Here is a 5,637-nt window from a genome sequence, read left to right as displayed (position 1 = left end):
TGAAATAGTATAGCCCTCGTTTAATAATATTTCAATTTGACTTCTTTCTTTATCACTTAAGTGTTTATAGTGTCGTTTTGTGGTATAATGTACTTCAGACATGAAAATCTTCCTATCTATTTGGTTTGGCAACTTTAGTATAGCTGATTTTCATGTTTTTTTGTTTATTTTTATTTGTTGCACTTCATTTTACAACACGGGATTTAAAGAAATAATATGTATTCGCTAAAAAACGCTTGCATTTTTTTAGTAATAGTGGTATAGTAGTACCCATAAGGATTGTGACTGGTTGGGCAGGCAAAACCTAGACAAATACGAGATGAGTAGTTTTATTCATTTGGTATCTGTTTAGGTTCTTTTTGTTAGAGGAGGTACTTATGCAGATAAAAAAAGTGTTTAACAATAATATTGCGTTAGTTTTAAATGCTCAAGGTAAAGAGAGTATTATTATGGGTAAGGGGATAGCGTTTCAAAAGCGACAAGGGGATAGAGTTGATGAGTCTGTCATTGAGAAAACCTTTGTGTTGAAAAATCATGATGATGTAACCACTTTATCAGCTGTCTATCACAATTTACCGTCTGAACAAATAGATGTTGTATTAGCCATTATCCGTCATGCAGAAGAGAGTTTGCATCAAACATTTCAGTCCAATTTGTACATTACATTAGCTGATCATATTCATTTTGCTTTAGAGCGGACAAAGCAAGGTATAGTCGTGAAAAATCCACTTTCTTGGGAAGTTAAGAAATTTTATCCTGCTGAATATCAGATTGGAAAGTGGGCATTGAATATAATCAAAGAACAATTGAACCTATTGCTAAATGAAGATGAGGCAGCATCTATTGCTTTACATCTTGTTAATGCTGAAAAAGACGGTCATTTGTTGGAAAAAACGGTTCAAATCACTAAATTAGTTCAAAATATCATTGATATTGTTAGATTCCATTATGGTATTGAGTTAAATGATAGTACCATTTCATATAACCGTTTTTTAACACATATTCAATATTTTGCTCAGCGTGTTGTGACAGGAGTTGTTCAAGGCACGAATGATTCTTTTCTATTTGAACAAGTACAGGTGAATTACCCACAAGCATTTGCATGTACGGAAAAAATTAAGCGGTACGTTGCACAAAAACATCACTTTGGCATGGGACGTGATGAACAAGTATATTTGACTATTCACGTACAAAAATTAATGAATGAACATTAAAATAACACCTATAGGGTTGTTACTGGTCAAGCAGGCAAAACCTAAATGAGTGGCTTTGGCATACGTCATAAGTCTATTCGTTTAGGTTTTTTATGTATGATGCTCTTAGCTATATTGCAAGCTATAGTGAAAAGTAGGATTCAATAGAAAACATATTAGAGATGTTTAATACGATTGAGCAAACCCAAAATAGAGTACGCTTATCATAATTGGTGAGAGCATCTATTCATCTTTTTATCACATGATAAAAATTAAATAAGAGAAAGGAATGAAAAAATATGGCTAAACATTATGATGAGTTAGCAAAAGATATTGTTCAACATGTAGGCGGAAAGGAAAATGTTGTTAATTTACGGCACTGTATGACACGTTTACGTTTTACATTAAAAGATGAGAGCAAGGCAAACACGGAATATTTGAAACAACGTGAAGGTGTTGTGACAGTTGTAAAAAGTGGTGGTCAATATCAAGTGGTTATTGGCAATCATGTGCCAGATGTGTATGCAGCAATTATTGCAACGACAGGAATACAAGTTTCTGGAAATGTAGAGAATGAAAACACACAAGTTAAAGGTTCTTTGTTAAATCGTTTTATTGATACGATGTCTAGTTTATTTCAACCATTTTTAGGGGCATTATCTGCTGCAGGGATTTTAAAAGGCGTAACAGTTATAGCTGGTGCTTTAGGATTAGCGAAAACAGACGGATTGTATATTATTTTAAATACTTTAGGAGATGGGCTATTCCAATATTTACCTTTTGTATTAGCACTTACTGCAGCAAGACGTTTCAAAATGAATGAGTTTACAGCCTTGGCCATTGCAGGATCAATGTTGTATCCTGGTCTAGTTGAGTCCGTGAAAGGAGCAACATTGTTTGGTTTTCCTATTGAAATGCCGTCAAGTAGTGGGTATTTGTCCACAGTACTGCCAATCATTTTAGTCATTTTATTTGCTTCAAAATTGGAAAAAGTACTGAAAAAAGTTATTCCAGACCTTATCAAAATGTTTATTGTACCAACGTTAACTATTGGAATTAGTGTGCCATTAGCACTAATGGTCATTGGACCAGTTGCGCATCTGTTATCTCAATGGGTTGGAGATGGATTTATGTGGATTTATCATTTATCTCCAGTAATATATGGATTGATTTTAGGAGGATTATGGCAAGTATTAGTGATGTTTGGATTACATTGGGGATTAATTCCATTAATGATTGCCGATATTGCACAAAATGGATTTTCAGTTATTTTAGTAGCAGCAGCTTTACCTAATTTTGCTCAAACAGGTGTTTTATCTGCCATTTGGTTGCGTACGAAAGAGAAAAAATTGAAAACAGGTATAGTTCCGGCTTGGTTTTCTACATTATTTGGAATTACAGAACCAGCTATTTATGGATACACTTTACCGATGAAAACACCATTTATTATTAGCTGTATTGCTTCAGCTATTGTCGGAGCTTATTTAGGATTTTTCAATGTTATCCAGTATACAAGTGGAGGATTGGGGATTTTTCTATATCCTAAACATATTGATCCCTCTGGAGCAGATACATCAAGTCTTTTACATATTGTGATTGGAACAGGGTTGATTATTGCCTTATCCTTTATTATGCAAATGGTTGTAAAAGTACCTGTTTTATATGACAAAGAAACAAAGAATACTGTAACAAAAGAAAATGATACACACCTGATAAATAATGCTAAACACGAGTTACAACAAGATGTTATTGCAAGTCCTTTAACAGGAAAAATTGTGCCATTATCAAATGTGTCAGATGAAGTATTTTCTTCTGGTGCGCTAGGACAAGGGATTGCTATTCAGCCTACTACAGTAGGACAAGTTTGTTCTCCGATTAATGGAACAGTAAGTACAGTATTTCCTACTGGGCATGCCATAGGATTATTATCTGAAAATGGAACAGAAATATTAATACATATTGGTATGGATACAGTTCAGTTAAACGGAAAAGGATTTACAAGTCATGTTGCACAAGGAGAAACGGTAAGTGCAGGACAATTATTAGTGAGTTTTGATATAGATCTTATCCAAGAAGCAGGTTATTCACTTGTAACACCAATTATTGTGACAAATACTCAAGAATTAACCGATATATTAACGACACAAGAGGAGTACGTATCTCTAGGGGATTATTTATTAACTAGCTTAAAGTAAATGAGTTTAAAAAATCGGACAGAATGTTCACAACAGAGTAGGTGTATAATAAAAATATGCATTGTAGATGTCGTATGAACTACTCTTGCATGTATATTGTATTTTAAAGTAGAACATTACATTGTTGTCCAAAAGATAATGCATAATAGGAAAAGTACTTTCTATAAAAAAGTCAGTAAATATATAGGATGCACTTTACAATGGTTTATGAGAGAAGTAAAGAAGAGGAGGAGTTATATATGCAAAAAGAATTTCCAAAAGATTTTTTATGGGGTGGTGCTACAGCTGCCAATCAATGTGAGGGAGCATTTGATGTTGATGGACGTGGATTAGCCAATGTGGACGTGCTACCTATTGGTAAGGATAGATGGTCAGTTGTTAGTGGTGAGCGTAAAATGTTCCAGTTTGAAGAGGGTTACTTTTATCCAGCTAAAGACTCAGTAGATTTTTATCATCGCTATAAGGAAGATATTGCACTTTTTGCGGAAATGGGATTTAAGACATTCCGCTTGTCAATTGGGTGGAGTCGGATTTTTCCAAAAGGTGATGAGTTAGAACCTAATGAAAAAGGGCTACAATTTTATGAAAATGTCTTTAAAGAGTGCCGGAAATATGGTATTGAACCTTTAGTGACGATTACACATTTTGATTGTCCAATGCATTTAATTGAAACATACGGTGGATGGAGAAATCGTAAAATGCTTGTGTTTTATGAAAGACTATGTCGGGTTTTATTTACTCGTTATAAAGGATTAGTGAAGTATTGGATAACATTTAATGAAATTAATATGATTTTACATGCTCCATTTATTGGTGCAGGAATTGCTTTTAACGAGGGAGAAAACAAAGAGCAAGTCAAATATCAGGCTGTACATCACGAATTGGTATCTAGTGCTATTGCTACAAAAATTGCACATGAAGTAGATTCCGAAAATAAAGTCGGTTGTATGTTAGCAGCAGGACAATATTATCCTAAGACATGTAATCCAAAAGATGTTTGGGAAAGTATGAAAAAAGATAGAGAAACTTATGCTTTGATTGATGTGCAAGCACGTGGTGAATACCCGCAGTATGTTTTAAAACAGTGGGAACGTGACGGCATAGTGATTGACATGACTGAGGAAGATATAGCATTACTAAAACAATATACAGTTGATTTTATATCGTTTTCATATTATGCAAGTCGTGTGGCAGCACATCAAGTAGACGATAAAGAGTTAACGGCTGGAAATATTTTCAAATCAGTTAAAAATCCATATTTAGATGCTAGTGAATGGGGCTGGCAAATTGATCCGCTTGGCTTTAGAATTACGTTAAACACATTGTGGGATCGTTATCAAAAACCATTATTTGTTGTTGAAAATGGATTAGGTGCAGTCGATACTCCAGATGAACGAGGGAATATTCATGATGATTACCGTATTGCGTACTTAAAAGATCATATTAAGGCAATGAAAGATGCTATTCATAAAGACGGTGTTGAAGTAATCGGGTATACAACATGGGGCTGTATTGATTTTGTTTCAGCAAGCACAGGTGAGATGAAAAAACGTTATGGCTTTATTTATGTTGATCGTGATAATAATGGACAAGGAACATTGAAACGGACAAAGAAAAAATCATTTGATTGGTATGCACAAGTTATTGCAAGTAATGGTAGATTTCTTGAATAAGAGAGATGAAAAAAACTCTTTAAAATGTTTAGGTATGATGAGTTTCTAATCGGTATAAAAGAAGATGTTTCTAAAAGACATAGGTACATAAAATAGTAGTATGGTTTAGTCTTGCAAGAAGCTAAAAAGCTTCTTGCAAGACTATTTTTAAATTATGACATTAATGTCTAAAAATATGTTTAATCCAATATTTGAGCATTTCTACTCTTAGTTAGAACAGAGGCATATTGATTTTTTGACTCGAATTGTAAAGCCAAGTGCAACAGTACATGAAAAATACTAAAGTCACAGTCTATGTCTGTGTGCGACATAGTTGTTTTGTAATGGAATAGGTGTAACGGTCAAGGTATTAGCGTAGCGAGCCTTTACGGTTACACCTATTCTGTTATAGTTTATGTCGTTGCACACAAACGATTAAACATAGTATGAGGTGTATCATAGTCTAGTAGACGTCTAGGTCTATTATTTAACGCATTTTGTATAGTTGTTATCATTTGAATAGGTACTAAATTAAATGATTTTCCCTTCGGTAAAAATTCTCGAATTAAACCATTGTGATTTTCATTAGTCCCTCGT

General features: G+C 33.9%; 3 protein-coding genes and 1 pseudogene. 3 read left to right on the top strand and 1 reads right to left on the bottom strand.

The window, feature by feature from the left end; translation table 11 throughout:
• Positions 1-377 precede the first annotated feature (377 nt).
• The 3 genes from licT (at position 378) to E4T68_RS08285 (ending at position 5,061) form a co-directional block, all read left to right on the top strand.
• On the top strand, positions 378-1,214 hold the full coding sequence (gene licT / locus E4T68_RS08295; RefSeq protein WP_135125923.1) for a BglG family transcription antiterminator LicT: 837 nt from the start codon (positions 378-380) through the stop codon (positions 1,212-1,214).
• A 278-nt stretch (positions 1,215-1,492) separates the two neighbouring features.
• Positions 1,493-3,388, top strand: coding sequence for a beta-glucoside-specific PTS transporter subunit IIABC (locus E4T68_RS08290; RefSeq protein WP_135125921.1), 1,896 nt, complete (start codon positions 1,493-1,495; stop codon positions 3,386-3,388).
• A gap of 239 nt (positions 3,389-3,627) precedes the next feature.
• Complete coding sequence (locus tag E4T68_RS08285) at positions 3,628-5,061, top strand: 6-phospho-beta-glucosidase (RefSeq protein ID WP_135125919.1); 1,434 nt, start codon at positions 3,628-3,630, stop codon at positions 5,059-5,061.
• Positions 5,062-5,453: 392 nt separating this feature from the next.
• Here E4T68_RS08285 and E4T68_RS09635 read toward each other — a convergent pair.
• Positions 5,454-5,637 (bottom strand): annotated as a pseudogene (locus tag E4T68_RS09635) (IS30 family transposase); the annotation flags it as partial.

The sequence above is a fragment of the Granulicatella sp. WM01 genome (assembly GCF_004570605.1).
Taxonomy (GTDB): Bacteria; Bacillota; Bacilli; order Lactobacillales; family Aerococcaceae; genus WM01.
The sequence above is the reverse complement of the archived record's forward strand: the minus strand, read 5'-3'. Positions and strand labels throughout refer to the sequence as shown.

What these genes read in the sequence shown, in the direction of transcription:
- E4T68_RS08290 (WP_135125921.1), top strand. Translation starts at nt 1,493, where the DNA reads ATGGCTAAACATTATGATGAGTTAGCAAAAGATATTGTTCAACATGTA.
- E4T68_RS08285 (WP_135125919.1), top strand. Translation starts at nt 3,628, where the DNA reads ATGCAAAAAGAATTTCCAAAAGATTTTTTATGGGGTGGTGCTACAGCT.
- licT (WP_135125923.1), top strand. Translation starts at nt 378, where the DNA reads ATGCAGATAAAAAAAGTGTTTAACAATAATATTGCGTTAGTTTTAAAT.